The 18,068-nt window shown below is 55.6% G+C and carries 14 protein-coding genes; 9 read left to right on the top strand and 5 right to left on the bottom strand.

All coding sequences use genetic code 11. The features are described 5' to 3' along the window. Nucleotides 1–2 precede the first annotated feature (2 nt). Nucleotides 3–956: a LysR family transcriptional regulator gene (locus B3729_RS20415; protein WP_286788843.1), complete on the bottom strand. Its 954-nt coding sequence runs from the start codon at nt 954–956 to the stop codon at nt 3–5. A gap of 126 nt (nt 957–1,082) precedes the next feature. On the opposite strand from B3729_RS20415, the gene B3729_RS20410 reads away from it, so the two are divergent. The 6 genes from B3729_RS20410 to B3729_RS20385 all read left to right on the top strand — a co-directional run bounded on the left by B3729_RS20410 (nt 1,083) and on the right by B3729_RS20385 (nt 7,239). Next, nucleotides 1,083–2,456 (top strand): MFS transporter, encoded by a 1,374-nt coding sequence (locus B3729_RS20410; protein WP_286788842.1) that lies wholly within the window; start codon nt 1,083–1,085, stop codon nt 2,454–2,456. Beyond that, on the top strand, nt 2,453–3,979 hold the full coding sequence (locus B3729_RS20405; protein WP_286788841.1) for a CoA-acylating methylmalonate-semialdehyde dehydrogenase: 1,527 nt from the start codon (nt 2,453–2,455) through the stop codon (nt 3,977–3,979). The genes B3729_RS20410 and B3729_RS20405 overlap by 4 nt, the downstream gene beginning before the upstream one ends. Nucleotides 3,980–4,016: 37 nt before the next feature. Then, nucleotides 4,017–4,901: a 3-hydroxyisobutyrate dehydrogenase gene (mmsB, locus tag B3729_RS20400; protein ID WP_286788840.1), complete on the top strand. Its 885-nt coding sequence runs from the start codon at nt 4,017–4,019 to the stop codon at nt 4,899–4,901. A gap of 107 nt (nt 4,902–5,008) precedes the next feature. Beyond that, nucleotides 5,009–5,539, top strand: a complete 531-nt coding sequence (locus tag B3729_RS20395; RefSeq protein ID WP_074826344.1) for a hypothetical protein — start codon at nt 5,009–5,011, stop codon at nt 5,537–5,539. Between the two features lie 78 nt (nt 5,540–5,617). Then, nucleotides 5,618–5,893 carry a peptidylprolyl isomerase gene (locus B3729_RS20390; RefSeq protein ID WP_010798261.1) on the top strand — a complete coding sequence of 92 codons (276 nt, stop codon included), beginning with the start codon at nt 5,618–5,620 and terminating at the stop codon, nt 5,891–5,893. Nucleotides 5,894–6,015: 122 nt separating this feature from the next. After that, the gene (locus B3729_RS20385) at nt 6,016–7,239 is read left to right on the top strand and encodes a DUF445 domain-containing protein (RefSeq protein ID WP_286788862.1); all 1,224 of its coding nucleotides are present in this window, start codon (nt 6,016–6,018) and stop codon (nt 7,237–7,239) included. A gap of 41 nt (nt 7,240–7,280) precedes the next feature. Here B3729_RS20385 and bglX read toward each other — a convergent pair whose 3' ends face one another. Beyond that, a complete protein-coding gene (bglX, locus tag B3729_RS20380) occupies nt 7,281–9,578 on the bottom strand; it encodes a beta-glucosidase BglX (RefSeq protein ID WP_286788839.1) in 2,298 nt (765 codons plus the stop codon). 292 nt (nt 9,579–9,870) lie between these two features. Between bglX and B3729_RS20375 the strand changes: the two genes are divergently transcribed. The 3 genes from B3729_RS20375 (at nt 9,871) to B3729_RS20365 (ending at nt 12,749) form a co-directional block, all read left to right on the top strand. Beyond that, complete coding sequence (locus B3729_RS20375) at nt 9,871–10,617, top strand: NYN domain-containing protein (RefSeq protein WP_010798264.1); 747 nt, start codon at nt 9,871–9,873, stop codon at nt 10,615–10,617. 127 nt (nt 10,618–10,744) lie between these two features. After that, nucleotides 10,745–12,289 (top strand): sensor domain-containing diguanylate cyclase, encoded by a 1,545-nt coding sequence (locus tag B3729_RS20370; RefSeq protein ID WP_286788838.1) that lies wholly within the window; start codon nt 10,745–10,747, stop codon nt 12,287–12,289. Between the two features lie 121 nt (nt 12,290–12,410). Beyond that, complete coding sequence (locus B3729_RS20365; protein ID WP_286788837.1) at nt 12,411–12,749, top strand: hypothetical protein; 339 nt, start codon at nt 12,411–12,413, stop codon at nt 12,747–12,749. 2 nt (nt 12,750–12,751) lie between these two features. Here the strand turns inward: B3729_RS20365 and B3729_RS20360 are convergent, their stop codons facing one another. The 3 genes from B3729_RS20360 to B3729_RS20350 form a co-directional block, all read right to left on the bottom strand. Beyond that, nucleotides 12,752–13,096 (bottom strand): hypothetical protein, encoded by a 345-nt coding sequence (locus B3729_RS20360; RefSeq protein WP_286788836.1) that lies wholly within the window; start codon nt 13,094–13,096, stop codon nt 12,752–12,754. Between the two features lie 356 nt (nt 13,097–13,452). Further along, entirely contained in the window at nt 13,453–15,129 is a 1,677-nt protein-coding gene (locus tag B3729_RS20355; RefSeq protein ID WP_286788835.1) for a Na+/H+ antiporter, read from the bottom strand. A gap of 280 nt (nt 15,130–15,409) precedes the next feature. Then, entirely contained in the window at nt 15,410–18,040 is a 2,631-nt protein-coding gene (locus B3729_RS20350) for a molybdopterin-containing oxidoreductase family protein (RefSeq protein WP_286788834.1), read from the bottom strand. Between the last annotated feature and the right edge of the window lie 28 nt (nt 18,041–18,068).

Genomic DNA, 18,068 nt, shown 5'->3' with positions numbered 1-18,068 from the left:
GGTCACGAAGGATCGATGAATCTCATTTCACTGGAGGCGCCGCTTAACAGTGGTTCGTTTAGTTCGGCGCAGGCTTTGAGATAGTCCCAAAGTAGCGTAACGCGCTTCAATGCCCGCAAATCCTCCTGACAATACATCCAGAAATGCCGTGTTATTTGGATTTCCTCCGAAAGCAGCGGTTGCAAACGGGGATCCGGGCCGGCCAGAAAGCAGGGCAAGATCGCCAGCGAGCGTCCCTGAAGCGCCGCCGTATATTGAGCGATTACACTGGTGCTGCGTAACACCGATCGAGCGCTTGGAACAGCGTGTTCCAAATACAACAGCTCCGGGCTAAAAGCGAGATCATCTACATAGGTGATAAAGGTATGCTCAGCCAGATCGCTCCGATCATGAATGGGGCCGTGCCGCTCTAGATAGCCCGGAGTCGCATAGAGTTTGAGCTGGTAATCACACAGTTTCGTGCAGACGTAAGGCCCTCGTTCAGGCCGCTCCAGGGTAATGGCAATGTCTGCCTCACGTTTGGACAGGCTGATGAAATGCGGAACCGGCAAGACATCGACCGTCAGGCTTGGATAGGTTTGCTGAAAATGGCTGACTTGCGGCGCGATGAAGAAGCTGCCGAACCCTTCTGTGGAGCCAATTCGGACATGTCCCGACAGGGCCAGCCCTGCGCCGGCAACCTCTTCACAGGCCGATTGCAGCGTGCTCTCGATAGCCTCTGCATAGCCTAGGAGCCGCTGGCCTTCGGTGGTCATTGCAAAGCCGCTGCTGCGTGATTTTTCAAACAGTAAGGCGCCTAGCGTCTGCTCCAGAATACGAATACGACGTGACACTGTTGTGTAGTCCACCGCTAGCCTGCGGGCCGCGCCGGTAGCCGTTCGTGTCCGGGCTACTTCCAGGAAAAACTTGAGATCGTCCCAGTCAAGTGCGGCAGGGGACATGAGATTTTTTTGCATATCGGTTCGGCTTTTTTGTGCGTTTTTATTGGAAGTTTGCACACCTATACTCCGAAACAGCCGCAAGCGCCAGAACGCGATTTCGGCTGATGACACCTCGCACAACAACAATAAGCGGAGGCGTTTATGACTGCAGGCACGACATCATCCAGAGCGACCTCATCTGGTCGCAAGCACTATCGGATCGCCGGGTTGGCCAGCATGGCCGGAACCACCATTGAGTGGTATGACTTTTTCCTCTACGGCACTGCTGCGGCATTGGTCTTCAATAAGCTGTTCTTTCCTGCCCTCGATCCCATGAGTGGCGTACTGGCTGCTTTTGCCACCTACGCCGTAGGATTTCTTGGTCGTCCCATGGGCGGCATCGTGTTTGGTCATTTCGGTGACCGGATTGGGCGAAAATCCATGTTATTGCTGACGCTCATGTTGATGGGCGTTCCTACCATCGCCATCGGCCTGATTCCCACCTATGACCAGATCGGCTATTGGGCAGCCTTGCTGTTGGTAGTCATGCGCTTCCTGCAAGGCATGGCCGTAGGCGGAGAGTGGGGCGGCGCCGTGCTGATGGCGGTCGAGCATGCGCCGGAAGGCAAAAAAGGCTTTTACGGCAGTCTGCCGCAGACTGGTGTTGGGGCAGGCTTGGTACTGGCCTCGCTGGCCATGGGTGCGGTGGCCACTTTGCCAGAGGAAGATATGCTGGCCTGGGGGTGGCGGCTGCCATTCCTGGCCAGTGTGGTACTGCTGGGTATTGGCTGGCTGATCCGGGTAAAGGTGGCGGAGTCGCCTGACTTTGAACGGCTCAAGCAGGAGGAGCGTAAGGTCAAGGTCCCCTTGTTTACAGTGCTCAAGGAGCACCCTCGGGAAACTCTGGCCATCATCGGCGCCCGCACGGCTGAAAACGCCTGGTTCTATATGGCGGTCACCTTTGCGTTGGCCTATGCCGCCAATCAGCTCCAGATTCCCCGCGCCAGTGTACTGAATGCCATTACCGCCGGTGCTGCACTGTCCCTGGTCACCATGCCGTTCTGTGGTTACCTCTCTGATCGGGTAGGGCAGCGGCGTCTCTATTTTGCCGGGCTGCTCCTGTTGTGCGCCTTTGTTTATCCCTTCTTTGCCATGCTGGGAACACGTGAACCCCTGCTTGTTTGGTGGGCCATGGTGCTGGCCGTGGGCGTAGTGTTTCCCATCCTGTATGCGCCTGAGTCACTGTTGTTTGCCCGTCAGTATCCGGCGCAGATTCGCTATAGCGGAATTTCGCTTTCCGTGCAGTTTGCTGGCGTGCTGGGCGGCGGCTTTGCACCCATGATCGCCACTACGCTGCTGTCGCTGGGAGAAGGCAATCCGCGATACGTCATCGTCTATCTGCTGGTCATGGGTGCGATCGCATTGCTTTGTACGGCCCTGATGAAGCCGGATCCTCAGGTCGGCCGCTCCGCTATTTCCACTACCGCTTCCCGCCCCGTTGGCATGGTCAATTCCACCTCAGGAGAATCCCTATGAACGCCCCCTTGAATGATGCCAAGGCTGATATCAGCCAAGTCAAACTGCTGATCAACGGTGAGTGGGTGGACTCCAAAACGCAGGAGTGGCGCGATATTGTCAACCCGGCGACTCAGCAGGTGCTCGCCCGTGTTCCGTTTGCCACGGCCGATGAGGTCAATGCGGCGATCGCTGCTGCCCAGCAGGCGTTCACCCGCTGGAAGCGTACGCCTATCGGTGCGCGTATGCGCATCATGCTCAAGTATCAGGCATTGATCCGTGAGCATATGAAGCCCATTGCCCAAACGTTGAGCGCTGAACAGGGCAAGACCCTGGCCGATGCCGAGGGTGACATCTTCCGGGGTCTGGAGGTCGTCGAGCACGCCTGCTCGGTGGGTAGCTTGCAGATGGGCGAGTTTGCCGAAAACGTGGCGGGCGAGGTGGATACTTATACGCTACGCCAGCCCATTGGCGTCTGCGCAGGCATTACACCCTTTAATTTCCCGGCCATGATCCCGCTGTGGATGTTCCCCATGGCTATCGTCTGTGGCAATACGTTCGTGCTCAAGCCTTCCGAGCAGGACCCGCTTTCCACGATGCAGCTGGTCGAGTTGGCGCTTGAGGCCGGCATTCCACCCGGTGTACTCAATGTGGTACACGGTGGAAAGGACGTAGTCGATGCGCTGTGTACTCATCCCGATATAAAGGCTGTCTCCTTTGTCGGGTCTACAGCCGTTGGTACTCATGTTTACAATCTGGCGGGTCAGCACGGCAAGCGTGTGCAGGCGATGATGGGCGCCAAGAATCACGCGGTGGTGTTACCCGATGCCAACAAGGAGCAGACGCTTAATGCATTGGTAGGTGCGGCTTTTGGTGCTGCCGGCCAGCGCTGCATGGCCACTTCGGTGGCTGTTCTGGTAGGTAAGACGCGCGAATGGCTGCCGGAGCTCAAGGCCAAGGCTGAACAACTCAAGGTCAATGCCGGGTCCGAACCGGGGACTGACGTTGGTCCGCTGATCTCCAAACAGGCCAGGGAACGTGTGCTCGGTCTGATTGAAAGCGGGGTGGCGGAAGGTGCTTCATTGCTGCTTGACGGCCGCAATGTTCAGGTGCCCGGATACGAGCAGGGTAATTTCGTAGGACCTACACTGTTTTCCGGCGTTACGACAGACATGCGTATCTACACGGAAGAAATCTTTGGTCCGGTTCTGCTGACCCTCGAAGTTGATACGCTGGATGAGGCGATTGCTCTGGTAAATCGCAACCCCTTCGGTAACGGAACTGGGCTCTTTACCCAGAGCGGTGCAGCGGCTCGCAAATTCCAGAGTGAAATCGATGTTGGTCAGGTAGGAATCAATATTCCGATCCCGGTACCAGTTCCCTTCTTCAGCTTTACCGGTTCTCGCGGCTCCAAATTGGGTGATCTGGGGCCCTACGGTAAGCAGGTTGTTCAGTTCTATACCCAGACCAAAACCATCACGGCCCGCTGGTTCGACGATGACAGTGTCAGTGATGGGGTGAATACCACGATTACCTTGCGTTGATCGGCGCGGTCGTCAACGTTACAGAAGGAGAATAGCCATGCGTATTGCCTTTATCGGTTTGGGAAACATGGGGGCTCCGATGGCGCATAACCTGCTGAAAGCCGGACATGCGCTCACGGTCTTCGATGTCAACGCACAGGCGGTTGGCGCCTTGGCGGAAGCGGGCGCCAAGGCGGCAAACTCCGCCCGGGACGCCGTACTGGAATGTGAGCTGGTCATTACCATGCTGCCTGCCGCGGCCCATGTGCGTAGCGTCTACCTGGGTGAAGAGGGGCTTCTGGCAGCGCTGCCTGACGGAGCCGTAGCAGTTGACAGCAGCACCATCGACCCTCAGACCGCCCGGGAGGTCGCCCAGGTGGCGGCAGGGCGAGGTGTCGCCATGGCCGATGCGCCGGTTTCAGGGGGGACCGGTGGCGCGCAGGCGGGCACCTTGACCTTCATGGTCGGTGCGACGCCTGAGCTGTTCAATCTCATACAGCCGGTACTCTCTGATATGGGTAGGAATATCGTGCATTGTGGTGAGGTCGGAACCGGGCAGGTCGCCAAAGTCTGTAACAACCTGCTGCTGGGCATCAGCATGATCGGTGTTGCAGAAGCCATGGCGCTGGGCGATGCGCTCGGCATCGACACCAAGGTTCTGGCCGGCATCATCAATACCTCTACCGGACGCTGCTGGAGTTCGGATACCTATAACCCCTGGCCGGGTATCATCGAGACGGCGCCGTCTTCACGAGGTTACACCGGTGGGTTTGGGGCTGACCTCATGCTCAAGGATCTGGGGCTTGCCACTGAAGCGGCGAAGCAGGTGCGCCAACCGGTTCTGTTGGGTGCGCTGGCACAGCAGCTCTACCAGAGCATGAGCCAGCGAGGTGAGGGCGGCAAGGACTTTTCCGGCATCATTGGGCTGTACCGCAAGCCTTAGCGCTGATCAGTCGGCCCAGCGGTAATACCACGCCGCTGGGCCAGCGAGTCGGCATCCGGCAGCGCCTCCCTGTACACTAGGCATTCGATTATTTCCGGATGCCTCACATGAAAGACCAACTCCTTGAACTGATCACCCTAATCAGCTCCGGCTGTATGAGCGATGAGGAGATCGCGCGGATCGCTGACGAAGCTGCACAAGCTTATGCCGATCCCGAAGCGTTCCTGGCAGCCAATCCGGATATCAATTACGACGAGACCTTCCCGATTTCGCTGGGCGAGTGGGTAGTAGTCGGCAGTTTGCCGGAAACGGTACTGTTCCAGGCCGATAGCTACGATGAGCTGCTCCAGCACATCATGGATTCCTTCGGCAAGGATGTGCCGTTCAACATCAAACCCAAGCAGCTGGTGAAGGTTGAACCACTCAAGGCGCTCAATCGGATCCAGGTTCAGCTGAGCAGCATGTACAAGGAAAAGGGTGGCTACACCCTGATGGATTTCAGTGAGCCACTTGATGATGAGCTGCAAGCCGTTCTGGTGTACACCCATGACGTGCAGCGCGTACTGGATCTCTGCGCCGAGCTCGACATCTACGCGGCGCCCTCCTATGAAGCGCTAAAGAACGCGTTGGAAGACTGAGGCGTTCAGTCATCAACCTGCCATCTCTCCACTGGATAAACAGCGGGTCGGCCATTATCGACCCTGAGGTTCCCTTTTATGAAAGCCATGGCCAAACATATTCTGGTCAAGACATCCGACGAGGCGGACGCCCTCAAGAAGCGCCTTGAAAAAGGCGAGGCCTTTGACGTACTGGCGAAGAAATTTTCGATTTGCCCTTCAGGAAAGCGGGGCGGCGACCTTGGCGAGGTCAAGCCGGGCCAGATGGTCAGGGTGATCGATCAGGTAATTTTCAAGAAGTCGGTCGGTGATATTCATGGTCCGGTCAAAAGCAAATTTGGCTATCACCTGGTCAAAGTGTATTACCGGGACTGAGCGCAGCCTGCTCCGTCACCCAGACAGGAACAACGACCCGAGCGAGGACCGTTTTGGCCAACGAACCTGTAACACCTGATGCACCTGCAAAATCCGATCGCTGGCAGTCCCCAGTCTTTCGCATGAAGGTTCTGGCGGGCTGCCTGTTGCTGGCAGCCGCTGTCCTGTATGCGGTCGCTGCCGCACTGCATGACATCCATCCTGCCTGGGGATATGTCGCCGCCTTTGCCGAGGCGGCGATGGTTGGCGCGATCGCCGACTGGTTTGCGGTTACCGCGCTGTTCAGGCATCCCCTGGGGCTGCCCATTCCTCACACGGCTATCATTCCACGTAACAAGGCGGGCATAGGGCGCAAGCTTTCGGATTTCATCTGTCTTCATTTCCTGTCCACCCCTCAGCTGATGGCAAAGGTCAGAGAATTCAACGCAGCCGACCAGCTGGCCGGCTGGCTGCAAAAGCCTCACCATGCCGAAGCCCTGGGGAATCATCTGATAGGGATGGCCCGATTCGGTGTAGGTGCCTTGCGGGATGAGCGTGTTCAGCGCTTCATCCAGCGCACGGCGACGGCTCGGTTGCAGCAGGTTGACCTGGCACTGTTGAGCGGGCAGTTGCTGGATGTCATGACGGCAGACCGGCGCCATCAGGCCATGCTCGATGATGTGCTGCGTGAGATCGACCGCATGATGAGGGACGAAGATACTCAGGCGATGATTGCCCGTGCGATCTCTTCAGAGCTCAGCGCGTTGCGCTATGTTCGGCTTGATGAGTATGCGGGGCGCTGGTCGGCCGAGAAGGTCGTCAAGCGGATCTCGATGCTCATTACCGAGATCAGCGAAGACAAGGATCATGAGATGAGGGCTCGCTTCGATCATTATGTTGCCGACTTCATCGAGAAGCTCAAGAACGATCCCGAATTTCGGGTGAAAGGCGAGCAGGTCCGTATGCAGCTGATCGAGCACCCCGCCATTGCCGGGTATCTGCAAGGGCTCTGGGATGATCTGATCGACTGGCTGCAGGATGATCTGGGCAAGGACGATTCCTCAATACGTCGACGCCTGATTCGTCTGACCCAGGGGCTGGGGGCTGCGCTGGCAGCGGATGCGCCTATGCGACAATGGATCAATGACCAGATCGAGGAGGTAGCGCCTCCTGTCATTGAGCGTTATCGCGGTCAGGTGGGAGACTACATCGCCGAGCGAGTCGAAGCGTGGAACACTGACGAGTTGGTCGAACAGCTTGAGAAGAACGTAGGCAGAGACCTGCAGTTCATCCGTATCAACGGCACGCTCGTAGGCGGACTGGTTGGACTGATCATCCATACGGTCACCCAACTGCTGGTAGGGTAGCAGGGTGAAGAAGTGCCGGATGGCCCGGCACTTCCAGCGGGTTAAAGCAGGCGGAACTGCTGCTCCTTTACCTCTTCCGAATCCAGTCCGATATAGACCTTGAATGCACCGGGCTCAGCGGCGTACCTCAGATCCGCATTGTAGAACTTGAGGTCTTCTTCACTGATGTCGAAGTCGATAACCTTTTCTTCGCCAGGTTGCAGCATGACCTTGCGGAAATTCTTCAGCTCCTTGATCGGACGACTGATTGAGGCAGTAACGTCTCGCAGGTACAGCTGTACAACCGTCTCGCCCGCGCGCTGTCCCGTATTTTTCAGCGTCACACTGGCTTTCAGTTCGCCATTTCGGTGCAGCGTGCCGCTGGAGAGCGTTATATCGGAAAGGTCGAAAGTGGTGTAGCTCAAGCCGTAGCCGAAGGGATACAGCGGTCCGTTAGCCTCATCGAAATAGCGAGACGTGTATTTGCCTGGGTCCTTGGGATTGAACGGTCTGCCGGTATTGAGGTGATTGTAATAGATGGGTATCTGGCCAACCGAGCGTGGAAAGGTCATGGGCAACTTGCCGGAGGGGTTGTAATCGCCAAACAAGACATCGGCGATAGCGTTACCGCCCTCAGTGCCGCTAAACCAGGTTTCCAGTAGCGCGTCGGCCTGTTGGCTTTCCCAACTCAGATCCAGTGGTCGGCCATTCATCAGCACCAGTACCAGAGGCTTACCAGTGTCTTTCAAGGCTCTGATCAAGCGGCGCTGATTGTTCGGAATATCGATATGGGCGCGGCTGGATGCTTCATGGGCCATGCCTTGCGACTCACCTACCGCGGCGACAATGACATCCGCTTTCGAGGCTACCTCTACCGCTTCCTCGATCATGTCTTCGGTAGAGCGGTGGTCCACCTCGACAGCAGGGTCGTAGGAGTTCAGATAGGCAAGAATGCTGGCGTCATCAGTAATGTTGGCGCCTTTGGCATAGACCAGTGTGGCCTTGTCACCGACCGCGTTAGCCAGGCCCTGATAAAGGGAGACGGCTTGCTGGGTCATCCCGGCGGCTGACCAGTTTCCCATTACGTCGCGCTGGCTCTTGGCCAGGGGACCGATAACCGCAATGGTACCGTTCTTTTCAAGTGGAAGCAGGTTGCCTTTATTCTTGAGCAGGACCTGGCTTTTGCGGCCTACCTCCCGCGCGGCTTCCCGGTGTAAGCGGCTCTCGGCGTTGGTATCAAAAGGTGGATCGTTCGGTTTGCCCAAGAAGGCATAAGGGTCCTTGAACAGGCCCAGGTCATATTTGGCGCTGAGTACATAACGGCAGGCATCGTCGATTTCCTGTTGGCTGACTTCGCCGCTCTTGAGCAGGGCAGGAAGCTGGGTGCCATACAAGTCGTCGTGCATGTTCAAGTCCACGCCTGCCTTGATAGCGAGTTTTGCGGCTTCGCGCCCATCTTCGGCGACGCCGTGACGGATCAACTCGTTGATGGCGCCGTGGTCGCTGATGATGAGACCCTTGAATCCCCACTGGTCCCTCAGCAAATCCTTTAACAGCCATCGATTGGCTGTGGAAGGAATGCCGTTAATGGCATTGAGGGAAACCATGACGCTGCCCGAGCCTGCCTCCACCGCCGCCTTGTAGGGGGCAAGATAGTCCTGGAACATGCGCTGGGGGCTCATGTCGACCGTGTTGTAATCACGACCGCCTTCAGTCGCGCCGTACAACGCGAAGTGCTTGAAGCTGGCCATAATCGAATGCGCAGACGCCAGGTCGTCACCCTGATACGCCTTGATCAGTGTGCCGGCAATCCTTGAGGTCAGGTAGCTGTCTTCACCAAAGGTCTCGGAAACCCGTCCCCAGCGAGGGTCACGAGTGACGTCAACTGTCGGGGAGAAGGTGAGATTCAGACCGTCTGCACTGGCTTCCTCTGCTGAAATGCGCCCGCTCAAGGCAATCGCATCCAGATCCCAGCTGGACGCCATCCCCAGGTTGATAGGAAAAATGGTGCGGTGGCCATGCACCACATCATAAGCATATAACAGTGGAATCTTGAGGCGGCTGTGCTCTACCGCCTGGACCTGCATCTGACGAATGTCGGGCCGAGTGACCGTATTGAACATCGCGCCTACCTTGCCGGCCCGAATGTCCGCCATGATGGCGTCCTTGGTGTAGTCAGGACCAACGCTTACCAGGTTGAGCTGGCCTATCTTTTCTTCAAGCGTCATTTGTTTCATGAGCTTGTCGATAAAAACACTCTTGTCATGTTCCCTGACTGAAGGGGCAGCGCGGTCTGTTTCAGCCAGCGCAGCAGCACAAAAGCATGCCGCCAAGGTTCCTAGCACATACAGCTTCTTCAAGTGACACCTCAAAGGGTTTTATTCTTCTTTCTCTTCTTGCAGCGAAACGGCAAGAGTGAGCAGTTTCGCATAACAGCAAAATGCGGGCATGTGATTTCTGAAGCGTCGAGTTCAGCCGGTTGACCGACTGTCTTTTTGTCTTTTTGGTTCGACAGACTACTGTTTTCAGGTCCCTGATGTCATTCTGATAACCTGTGACTTCGGCGGATGGACGCGGCAGGGTATATTAGCGATCTATACTGATAGCGTTCATCGGACGTTGTCATGGTTTGCAGTTCAGTAAGGGTTACCCGTGCGCACAGGCATCTACGTCGATTCAGACAATATCAGCTCAAGTGGCGGCAGCTACATGCGCTACGAAACGCTCAGGCGTTTCTATGAGGCATCCAGCGTAGTCACTATCGCCAAGGCTTATCATGCCTTCGACGAAGTGCTGGCCGAAGAAAAGCCCGAGTATGCGAACTGGCATGCTGCCCACGTAGCCCGTATCCAGGGCGCCGGGTTTCGGTTGTTAATCAAGCCGGTCAAGCGCTACAACAACGATACAGGCACGTCCCGCAAGGGCAATGTCGATGTGGAACTCACTGTTGATGTCCTGACCCAAGCTGACAAGCTGGATCGGGTCGTGCTGGTGACAGGCGACGGTGATTTTGTCGCGCTGGCACAGGCGCTTCAGGCGAAGGGCGTACGGGTGGAAGTCGTAGCGTTCAAAAATATCTCAAGCGATCTTGTCCAGATCGCCGATGTGTTCCTCAATGCCTATCTGATCCCCGATATTCTGGCTGGCGATGCTCAGCCCCGGGACCGAGTTATTCAGATCATGAATGTCGACCTGAATGGACAGCGAGCCTTCTATTCTTGCCTGGAGCAGGCGCCCACCTCGCTCTCGCCGGATGATCCGGCCTGGTTGCGTGGCGAGCTCAGGTTGACCAAGTCGATGATTGACTCCCGTAATTTCCGTCCCGGTAAAATTCTCGCCTGGCGTGGACGTAACGCGGATGAGCAGGCGTTTGAGGTGCTGGCAACGCAGCGACTGTAAATTAATGCTGTCGCCATGTGACTTAGGGTGCAGGACGGCACTCTATGAATTAAGGTGATTTGCAGCATTAACGCTTACAGTATGCAATCTTTGTTTCAGGCTTTTGGTCTTCCAGGTTTGCCTAGATATGCTTGATCTCGAAAATGGGTACGACTCGAAGGCCAAGCGGTTACCGCTACAGCTCCTGACGATTCTCTTTTTGGTCACGGTTTGCCTGTCAATGGTGGCATTGACGGCTTGGCAGGTCTGGAATTCGCGAAATGTCCAGATCAGCGAAGGCGAGGTCATGACCTCCAACCTTGCAAAGTCCTTGGCCCAGCATGCTGAAGATACGTTCACCGAGGCTGATGCTGTACTGCTCGGTCTGCAGGAGCGTATGGAAATAGATGGCACCAGCGCCCAGCACATGACTCGGATGAGTATGCTGCTCAGGCGGCATGTGCAGGACCTTCCACAGCTCGAGGGGTTGTTCGTCTATGACGAGAAGGGCAATTGGCTGGCGACATCCTTTCCGACGATACCGGCCAATAGCAACAATGCGGACCGTAACTACTTCAAGCAGCATGTCTCCAATTTCAATCTGACGCCACACATTGATCATGCCGTGCGCAGCCGCTCTTCCAACAACTGGATCATTCCGATCTCGCGGCGTTTCAACAAGCCTGATGGAAGCTTTGGTGGCATTGTGTTGGCTACGGTCAAGATGAGCTATTTCCAACAGTTCTATGACAGTTTCAAGCTTGATGACGAGGGCGCGATCTTTCTTGCCCTGACCGATGGCTCGATCATCGCCCGACGACCTTTTAAAGATGAATACGTTAACAAAAGCATTCAGCAAGGTCCGATTTTCAGTAATTACCTTCCCGGCGCACCTGTAGGTGTCGCGGTGGTCCGCGCGTCCGTGGATAACGTTGAGCGCATGTATGGTTATCGCCAGTTAGAGCGTTATCCATTGGTGATGGGTGCCGCCTTGTCCAAAAAAGCTGTTCTGGCTAATTGGACTGACGAGACGCGCAGAGCCGTTGCCATGGTGGCGCTGATGCTGCTAGGCATGACGATGTTTGGGCTTTTACTGCTCAGGCAGATTCAACATGGCATACAGGCAGAGGCTGATCTGGTCGGTGCCAAACAGGAACTTAAAAAGCTGGCCATGCACGATGGTCTGACTGGTCTCGCCAATAGACGGTATTTGGATACGTTGCTGCCTGCGGAGCTGGGGCGCGCGCTTCGTTATTCTCATCCGGTCGGTCTGATCATGATCGATATCGACTACTTCAAGACGTATAACGATCTCTTTGGCCATCCAGGCGGCGACGATTGTCTGCAACGTGTCGCCAAAGCCATCCAGAAAAGCCTCAACCGCCCCAGCGATGTTGCTGTTCGCTATGGTGGCGAGGAGATTTCGGTACTTCTACCAGGAAGTGATCTGGATGGATCCGTTCTGGTTGCGGAGCGGATTCGTGAAAACGTACGAGAGCTCAAGCTGGCGCATCCCGGTAACCCCACCGGCTATGTAACGGTCAGTTGCGGTGTCCATGCGTATGTACCTAGTCGTGGTGATGAGTGTTCCGGCAAGAAGCTCATCATGAACGCGGATCAGGCGCTTTACCGTGCCAAACGTGACGGCAGAAATCAGGTTCAGGCGAACCGTGAGCCTTTTCATCAGGCATAATCTGCATACCATAGATGAGAGTTTGCTATAAGATTACAGCCTAGTTTATTGTTTAAATTGAACTAATTCTCATCTGTAAGGTCTTTGCGCAACCTAGTTATCTGTAGTTGGGCAGGGACCTATGCAACATTTACGTTACGAAGCCATTTGTGGAAAGATCCGATACGCCCTGGCGCCTCTTCGCTGCGTCTTTAAACAAGGTGAGGCGTACAGAACTTTCAGCTTCATGGTTCACGATAAGGAAAATGGCATCCTGTTCAGTTCCGAGCCGTTGAACAGTGCTTATTTCAGCAACCCCATCGTCCTGCATCATTACCTGAAGGATTTACGTGAGCGCCTGGCTGACCAAGGCGTTGCGCTCGCTGACTGGCAGGATTGCATTACGCTTGAAAAACTGGCGACATGGCGCAAGCGGGTATTACCCAAGCCAGGCCCCTCCATGCGAGCTGCAACGTCCTGAGGTCAGTCGAGTCGTCTGCCGTCTGAGAAGGGACGTATGTCCAGTCCTGGTTGCAAAGGCGGCTCTACATAATCAGGGGTCGGCTTTGGGCGTTGATAGTTTCTGGATTCGGCTATCAGCGCCTTGGCAGAACCGAGCAGCGCTTCAAGTTCAGTGTCGATCTGAATCAACCGGTCTATCAGATAACGTGCCTTGTCTGCGTATTCAGGGTGAATACTGCCATCGAGTACCAAGGCCAGACGGCAAACCTCAGAGGCATATGTCTGAAAGCGTGCTGAATCGATGGCCGCTACAGCACTGTCGATACGAAACTCGCTGGCATCCTTGCTGGCATGAGTGAAACCCAAGATGATCTTCCATTCCACAATAAATGTAGGTTATTAGATCACAGGGTTAATGGTAATGGCTAATTGCCTTTATATCATTTTGATCTAGGTTCCAAAGCGCTCAGATAACGCCTTGATGTCTGCACGTTTGGCTCACCCTAGAAGATTAAAGGCTGTTCAGCTTTTGTTTTGGTTGGATGGGATATCTTGAAACTGCAATCTCATCACCTCCTATGAGCTTAGTCAGCACCGTTAGAACCGCATTACTGACAACCCCGCCTCGGCGGGGTTTTTATTTGCCTTAAGAAAATCCAATGGTTACCGGCAACCCTGCAGGACCGGTTCAGGCTCCCGCGGGATATCAGTGTCACCGATATTTAATGAGATTTCTCAGCGTTGTTGCCCAGAGCGGTCTCAAGCAGGTCTGCCTCACGCACGAGTTTGCGTAAGGTGTTGTCATTGATAATGTGCTTGCTGCGCAACTTGTAATACTCATGACGCTCAGCTTTCAATGCTTCCAGACGGGTTTCACGCTCCAGCTCCCGGCGACTTTCCAGGACAGGTGTGGAGAGCTCGACATTATTGATTTCCAGCCGCTTGTGGTAGTAGTCCATCAGCTGGAGCGTAACGTCATTGAACGCAATGATGATTTCTTCATCACCCTTGTGCTCGGCCAGTTTCTTGGCTTTTTCCTGTCGGTAGCTTTCAATTCGACGAATAGCTGCTTCAGCGCCGCGAATGCGGGCTGTTCGCTCCTCTTCATACGCCTTGGTGTCCTTTGGCAAGTGCAGATTCCGAAGCACCAAGGGAAGGCCGATACTGCCGGCAATCAAGGTAAACATAATGACGCCGGTAGCCAGGAAGATAAGTAGCTCTCGTGCTGGAAAGGGAGTGCCGTCATTCATTGCGACCGGTAAGGAGAGCGCTGCTGCCAAGGTTACCGTGCCGCGGATACCAGCTAGGCTACCCGCAAGAATGACGCGCATCGATACCCTGGGTCTGGCTTTACGCCTGGACAGCAGGCGAGGCAGGTGGGCTGCGCCCAAAATCCAGACAAACCGCATGGCAAACAATGATAGGGAAATCAGGCCGACCAGACCCAGCAGCTTGAAGAATTCGAGCGTACCGCCATTCTGCTCCGCATAGTGCAGAGCACCCTCGATAATTTCGGGTAGTTGAAAACCTAGGAGCAGGAAGACTAGGGCGTTGAGCACAAACTCAAGCATGTCCCAAACGCTGCGCGTTTGAATGCGTGAGCTGGTCTGGTCCTGACGTTTCAGGTCCTTATAGTTAATGACCATCCCCGCAGCTACGGCGGACAGGATGCCCGACATATTGAAATGCTCAGCCACCAGATAAGCTGCAAAGGGCAGCAGAAGCAGTAGAAGCACGATTTGGATCGTTGAAGCTTCGCCCAGTCGGCGCTCGATCAGGCGCGTTCTGATGAAGTTGAAAACAAAGGCCATGGCCGCGCCGATGACGAGACCACCTATCGAGATCATGAAGAAGCCCACAGTGGCATCCATGATGGAAAACGCGCCGGTAAGCGCTGCCGCAACTGCAAACTTGAACGCCACAAGGCCTGAGGCATCGTTCATCAACGATTCGCCTTCGAGGATATGCATGAGCCGCGGCGGAACGGGGAGACGACCGGAAATGGCGGACACCGCCACGGCATCGGTGGGAGACAGAATAGCAGTGAGCGCAAAGCAGACGGGCAAGGGCAGGTGAGGGAATATCCAATGCACGACATAGCCGACACCAACCACCGTCATCAACACCAGACCCAGGGCCAACGCCAGGATAGGACCTCGTAGAATCATGAACTCCCTTTGCGGGAAGCGTCGCGCATCGGCAAAGAGAAGCGGAGCAATAAACAGCAGCATGAAGATTTCAGGCTCAAGTTCCACATGCAGACCGCCGGCAGGCCAGGCCAGCAAGGCACCAAATGCGATTTGAACCAGTGGTGTCGGAAGTACGGGTAGGAAGCGGGCAGCCACACCGGTTGCAGACGCTACCAGTAGCAGAATCAGAACGAGATAAACGGTATTCATGGGTAAGGCGGATCAACCTGCGGGAAAGGGTTGATGGCTAGTCAAACTGTCGAGCGGGACGAGGCGTATGAATGCTAGAGGGAAACGCAGGGAAGCATAACTACGGCAAGGTACAGCTTAAGGTGTTGAAGCCAGAATGGATTGCAGTCGAGACAGCCTTGCCATAGCTTTTGGCTATAAGCAAGGCCGTACCGATTAGACTCTATTAGTTATTTATCGCGATGTCCATGAACGCATTGTCGCGTACGTTGTGGCATGGCCTAGACCTCTGCCTACCTTTTCACGCCTCTCTACCTTCGACTTTGCGGATGGTACAAACCGTATCGAACCAGGCCTGATTACCAATGAGCGGTTGTGGATTGATGGGAATAATTCGGTTCACGTTGTAACCGTTACCGCGGCCGCCCTGGCGTTCATCCCACCAGAGCGAGGTGCTTAGGTCATCCTGTTCTGGAGTCCCTCCATAACCCTGCTGGCCAAGTGTCGCTTCGGTATTGCGCTTGCCCTGACGTGCAAGGGCAGCGCGACCCGATACGAGATAGCCAAGGCTGTTGGATACCGCAAACACGCGAGGATGTATGCCCTGGGTTACGAAAATACGAACACGCTCGGAGCCTACAGGCTCACCTGTCCCCCTATAGGCCTGGTCACCATGCGGGCCGCTGACCGGGCGGTAGGTGGTCAATTCAACCCAGTCGCCGGTTTTAAGGCCAAGTGACGCGGCAGTGGATGCATTGATCCACATGGGATTGTCATGGACGATTTCCGTCAGGTATTTCTGATTGGCTGTCCGGGCCTGAGTATGCACATTCCATTTGAAGCTGGTCAGGATGAACCGGTCTTCCGGCAGGTTCTGGTGCGCAGGAATAGGGATATAACTGGGCAGACCGTCATCGGTAATGCCGAGTGTCGTAGCGACCTTGACCAGCTCCGGACAGTACAGCTCGAATTTCCGAGAGGGTGTCTGGAAACCTCTGACTGCTGTGCGAATCCCGTCCTCTTTGATCATTAGGCCAATAGCACTTTCCTGGCCGGCCGTATTGGCCGTGTAGATGACCTGCGTGGCTTCGTCGACTCTCGTGTTGCGGAGCTGTTCAGGCGTGAGGCGACGGCGATGTACCTCGTAGCTTTTCGGAGCGCTGCGGTCGACGTATACGCCATGCTTTTTCATATACTCGAAGCCATCAGCTTCTTCGCCAGCCGGTATGTTGGCGCATTGGTGTCGGACAAACGCCTCATGGTCACCAAACTGAAAGTATCTGGCCTGTTCCGGGCCGAGGCGTCGGCCAATATCAAACAGCACATCGGCATAGCTACGCGCTTCGCCCGGTGGCTGGACCATGGGTTGACGCAAGGTAACGAAGTGCTGGAGTTCCAGGCTGTTACGGGTATCAAGCCCCCAGCGCTCCAGGTAGGTTGCATCCGGCAGGATCAGATCGGCGTAATGGGCCATCTCTGAATAAACTACGTCGGAGCAGGCATGAAAAGGGATCAGGGATTCATCCTTGAGCACCTCGACCGTTGTCGAGCGGCCCTCAGGCCAGGTCATGGGGGAGCTGATCGTATAGGATAGATACACATCAACCTTGGCGCGGCCTTGGCGGATGTAGTCATACACAATCTGGCCCACCTTCATCTCCTGCCAGCGGTTGGCCAGTGGCCACTCGGGTGGATCTTCCAGATCCGTTCTCAGCTTCGGCTTGGGCGGCACAGGTTGCGGCTGCAGGTAGCGAGTGGCGCTGAGCTTTTCTTCCAGGCCATAGCAGTAACCACCCGGCTGGCCTACAGCGCCAACCAGGGCATTGAGCATGACCACGGCGCGTTCAGCATTGAGTCCATTGTAATGGGCGCCTGTCCCTCGGTTGGTAAACGCCACAGCAGCGGGGCGCTGGCGAGCAAATTCAAGTGCAAGGCGTTCGATGTCGCTGGCGACGATCCCTGACTGCTGGGCCGCCCATTCAGGCGTGTAGGGAGCCAGGAAATCATGAACTTTATCAATATCCAGATTGACGAAGTGCTCCATGAACCTGCGGTCGTATTCACCCTCGCGCATGATGACATGGCCCATGGCGAGTGCAATGGCACCCTCGGTACCCGGAAAAGGCGCGTGCCACTCATCGCTGCGGCCAGCAGTGTTGGATAGGCGAACGTCGAAGGTTACAAGTTTGGCACCATGATCGAAGCGGGCGGTTGCCACACGCTTGGCCAAATGCAGACCGCCTTGGTGGGCCTCATAAAAATTAGAGCCGAAATTCAGAAAGTATCGGCAGCGCTCGGCATCGATGGATTCCCAGTCGGTGTCGCCCAGGCTGATGTAGTTGGCGCCGCGCTTGCTGGCCGAGCACAAGGCGCGATGGTTGAGCTGTACGGGTGAGCCTATAGCGCCTAAAAAACGCTTAATTTCCGCATCGATGCGAGAGCGTCCGGCATGCAAGGCGACCCGTTCGGGGTGCCCTGCATCGATACTGCGCTGAATGCGCGAGGCAATCTCTGTATAAGCTTCATCCCAGCTAATCCGTTGCCATAAACCTTCGCCCCGAGCGCCCGCCCGCTTCAGAGGATAAAGCAGTCGCTCGGGATAGTCATTGATCGTCGGCCCGCTCTGACCTTTGGCGCAGGTCATGTAGCTACCCATGTTTGGATCGAGAGGGTTGCCACGAATCTTGACGACCTGGTTATCAATGACAAAGCCTTCGATACCGCATACGGTGGAGCAGTTCAGGCATACGCTTTTGACGCGTTTGGCCTGACTGTAGTCATGCTTGGTCTTGCGGGGCGGTGGATCCATGGCCAGGGCGGCAGCGACACCACCGGCACCAACGGCGGTACCTACGCCCAGATAGATGTATTCACCCAGTTTAAGCTGCGCGAGCGCTGCCATTCCGGATTTGATGAACGTGCGACGTTTCATTGATTCATGCTCGAAAAGGGACAGGACG

Origin of the sequence: Pseudomonas sp. UBA3149 (genome assembly GCF_002364655.1) — a bacterium.
Classification (GTDB): domain Bacteria; phylum Pseudomonadota; class Gammaproteobacteria; order Pseudomonadales; family Pseudomonadaceae; genus Chryseomonas; species Chryseomonas luteola.
Note: the sequence above shows the minus strand (reverse complement) of the source record. Positions and strands in the feature narration are given on the sequence as shown.

What these genes read in the sequence shown, in the direction of transcription:
- B3729_RS20350 (WP_286788834.1), bottom strand. Translation starts at nt 18,040, where the DNA reads ATGAAACGTCGCACGTTCATCAAATCCGGAATGGCAGCGCTCGCGCAG.
- B3729_RS20405 (WP_286788841.1), top strand. Translation starts at nt 2,453, where the DNA reads ATGAACGCCCCCTTGAATGATGCCAAGGCTGATATCAGCCAAGTCAAA.
- B3729_RS20370 (WP_286788838.1), top strand. Translation starts at nt 10,745, where the DNA reads ATGCTTGATCTCGAAAATGGGTACGACTCGAAGGCCAAGCGGTTACCG.
- B3729_RS20395 (WP_074826344.1), top strand. Translation starts at nt 5,009, where the DNA reads ATGAAAGACCAACTCCTTGAACTGATCACCCTAATCAGCTCCGGCTGT.
- B3729_RS20385 (WP_286788862.1), top strand. Translation starts at nt 6,016, where the DNA reads ATGAAGGTTCTGGCGGGCTGCCTGTTGCTGGCAGCCGCTGTCCTGTAT.
- mmsB (WP_286788840.1), top strand. Translation starts at nt 4,017, where the DNA reads ATGCGTATTGCCTTTATCGGTTTGGGAAACATGGGGGCTCCGATGGCG.
- B3729_RS20415 (WP_286788843.1), bottom strand. Translation starts at nt 956, where the DNA reads ATGCAAAAAAATCTCATGTCCCCTGCCGCACTTGACTGGGACGATCTC.
- B3729_RS20410 (WP_286788842.1), top strand. Translation starts at nt 1,083, where the DNA reads ATGACTGCAGGCACGACATCATCCAGAGCGACCTCATCTGGTCGCAAG.
- B3729_RS20365 (WP_286788837.1), top strand. Translation starts at nt 12,411, where the DNA reads ATGCAACATTTACGTTACGAAGCCATTTGTGGAAAGATCCGATACGCC.
- B3729_RS20355 (WP_286788835.1), bottom strand. Translation starts at nt 15,129, where the DNA reads ATGAATACCGTTTATCTCGTTCTGATTCTGCTACTGGTAGCGTCTGCA.
- B3729_RS20390 (WP_010798261.1), top strand. Translation starts at nt 5,618, where the DNA reads ATGAAAGCCATGGCCAAACATATTCTGGTCAAGACATCCGACGAGGCG.